This window comes from Lysobacter enzymogenes (assembly GCF_017168095.1).
GTDB classification, from domain to species: domain Bacteria; phylum Pseudomonadota; class Gammaproteobacteria; order Xanthomonadales; family Xanthomonadaceae; genus Lysobacter; species Lysobacter enzymogenes_D.
Map to the genome: position 1 here is coordinate 1 of NZ_LXSD01000588.1, position 2,876 is coordinate 2,876.

At 71.3% G+C, this 2,876-nt stretch carries 2 protein-coding genes; one reads left to right on the forward strand and one right to left on the reverse strand.

Translation table 11 applies throughout. The features are described 5' to 3' along the window. On the reverse strand, positions 1 to 1,081 hold a 1,081-nt coding region (gene xseA / locus A7A76_RS22870; protein ID WP_206413477.1), incomplete at its 3' end, for an exodeoxyribonuclease VII large subunit. Positions 1,082 to 1,577: 496 nt separating this feature from the next. Between xseA and ispG the strand changes: the two genes are divergently transcribed. Beyond that, positions 1,578 to 2,852: a flavodoxin-dependent (E)-4-hydroxy-3-methylbut-2-enyl-diphosphate synthase gene (gene ispG / locus A7A76_RS22875; RefSeq protein WP_206413478.1), complete on the forward strand. Its 1,275-nt coding sequence runs from the start codon at positions 1,578 to 1,580 to the stop codon at positions 2,850 to 2,852. Positions 2,853 to 2,876 lie beyond the last annotated feature (24 nt).

The window sequence follows — 2,876 nt, forward strand, 5'->3', positions numbered from 1 at the left end:
GCAAGGCCGCGATGCGCCGGCGCGGATGGTGCGCGCGCAGCACCGCGTCGCCGTGGCGCAGGCGCGCGGTTTCGCGTTCGATGCGCAGGCGCCAGGCCTGTTCGAGCCGGCGCAGCGCGTCCTGCTGGCGGCCGCGCAGGGTCGCCAGCCGCGCCTGCGGGCGCAGCGCGTTCAGGCGCAGGCCGGCGCGGTCGGTGCGTTGCATGGCTTGATTCAGGCGCTGCCCGTGCAGGTTGCGCAGGCGCGCTTCGAGCACGTGCAGGCGGTGCAGCAGGTCTTCGCGCTGCGGCACCAGCAGTTCGGCGGCGACCGAGGGCGTCGGCGCGCGCACGTCGGCGGCGAAGTCGGCGAGGGTGAAGTCGGTCTCGTGGCCGATGGCCGAGACCACCGGCACCGCGGACGCGGCGATCGCGCGCGCCAGGCGTTCGTCGTTGAACGCCCACAGGTCTTCCAGCGAGCCGCCGCCGCGCGCCAGCACGATCACGTCATAGCGCTGCGCGGCCTGCGCGCGCTGCAGCATCGCCACGATCTTCTCGGCCGCGCCGTCGCCCTGCACCGGCACCGGCAGCACCTCGGCGTCGGCCAGCGGGAACCGCCGGCCGAGCACGCTGAGCACGTCGCGCACCGCCGCGCCGCTGGGCGAGGTGATCACCGCGATGCGTGCGGGAAAGCGCGGCAGCTCGCGTTTGCGCTCGCGGTCGAACAGGCCCTCGGCGGCGAGCCGCGCCTTGAGCTCTTCGAACGCGCGCCGCAGCGCGCCTTCGCCGGCCTCTTCCATGTGGTCGAGGACCAGCTGATAGTCGCCGCGCGCTTCGTACAAGGTCAGCCGGCCGCGCGCGAGCACGCGCAGGCCTTCGCGCGGGACGAACTTCAGCCAGGTGCTCTTGGGCTTGAACATCGCGCAACGGATCTGGGCGCGCGCGTCCTTGAGGGTCATGTACAGATGGCCGGACGACGGCCGCGACAGATTGCCCAGCTCGCCTTCGACCCAGATCAGCGGGAAGGTGTCCTCGAGCAGGTTGCGCGCCAGGGTGTTGAGCTGGCTCGGGGTGAGGACTTCGTCGGGGGAACTGGGGGGCATAAGAAAACGCAAACGAGGTAAGTCGCCCGAAGCGAAACAGTTGCAGCGATAGTAACCCGTCCGCCGCGGCGCTTCCGGGGAAGGGTTTGCCGAGTCGGATCGGAAGACATCGGGCCTGAAGGCCCTCCCACAAAGGCCCTCCCACCGGGAGGTTGGGACGCTCTTTCCAGACCGTCATCCCCGCGAAGGCGGGGATCCAGGGCTTCACCGCGACATGACTCTGACGTCTCTGGATCCCCGCCTTCGCGGGGATGACGGTCTGGAGGGAGGGCGTTGGCGGCGACGAGCGGGGAGGAGCGCAGGGGGCGGGGGCGCGCTGGAGCGAGCGGGCCGGCGGGAATGCGCAACCCGGCGCGAGACCGCCCGGGCTGGCGATTTCCCGCCCCAGCCACGCCGAAACCCAAGCCCGGCAAGCCTTTGTGCCCAAGCCTCCGCGTCAGCCGCGCTTCACCCCCGCCGCACGACCGCGCGCCGCGGCGGCGGTACAATGCGGCCCATGAATTCCGATGCCGTCCTGCCTTGCTCGCTCCCTGATTTCGGCCCGTTGCCGCGCCGCCCGACCCGCTCCGTCGTCGTCGGCGGCGTCCAGGTCGGCGGCGGCGCGCCGGTGGTGGTGCAGTCGATGACCAACACCGACACCGCCGATGTCGCCTCCACCACCAAGCAGGTCGCCGAGCTGTGGCGCGCCGGTTCGGAACTGGTGCGCGTCACCGTCAACACCGTCGAGGCCGCCGCGGCGGTGCCGCGCATCGTCGACAAGCTGGCGATGATGGGCATCGAGGTGCCGATCATCGGCGACTTCCACTACAACGGCCATCAGCTGCTCGCCGCCGAGCCGGCCTGCGCCGAAGCCCTGGGCAAGTACCGGATCAACCCGGGCAACGTCGGTTTCGGCAAGAAGAAGGACAGCCAGTTCGCGACCTTGATCGAGTTCGCGATCAAGTACGGCAAGCCGGTGCGCATCGGCGCCAACTGGGGCTCGCTCGACCAGGCCCTGGCCGCGCAGCTGATGGACGAGAACGCCAACCGCGCCGAGCCGTGGGACGCCGGCAAGGTGCTGCGCGAAGCGCTGATCCGCTCGGCCCTGGATTCGGCCGCGCGCGCGGTCGAGCTGGGTCTGCCGGCCGAGCGCATCGTGCTCAGCGCCAAGGTCAGCGGCGTGCAGGAGCTGATCGCGGTCTATCGCGAACTGGCCACGCGCGGCGATTACGCGCTGCACCTGGGCCTCACCGAGGCCGGCATCGGCAGCAAGGGCATCGTCGCTTCCAGCGCCGCGCTCGGCGTGCTGCTGCAGGAAGGCATCGGCGACACCATCCGCATCTCGCTGACGCCCGAACCGGGGCAGGCGCGCAGCAACGAGGTCGTGGTCGCCCAGGAACTGCTGCAGACCATGGGCCTGCGCGCGTTCACCCCGATGGTCACCGCCTGCCCGGGCTGCGGCCGCACCACCAGCACCTTCTTCCAGGAACTGGCGCAGACCGTGCAGGAGCACGTGCGCGCCAAGATGCCGGAGTGGAAGATCACCCATCCCGGCGCCGAGAACCTGACCCTGGCGGTGATGGGCTGCGTGGTCAACGGCCCCGGCGAATCGCGCCACGCCAACATCGGCATCTCGCTGCCGGGCACCGGCGAAGCGCCGTCAGCGCCGGTGTTCGAGGACGGCGAGAAGACCGTGACCCTGCGCGGCGAGAACATCGCGCGCGAGTTCGTCGAACTGATCGACGGCTACGTCGAGCGCCGCTACGGCGCGCGCTCCGGCGCGGCGGCGTGAGCGAGCGGCCGCGCGCCGACGAGC

Coding starts and splice junctions, on each gene's coding strand:
- ispG (WP_206413478.1), top strand. CDS start 1,578: ATGAATTCCGATGCCGTCCTGCCTTGCTCGCTCCCTGATTTCGGCCCG.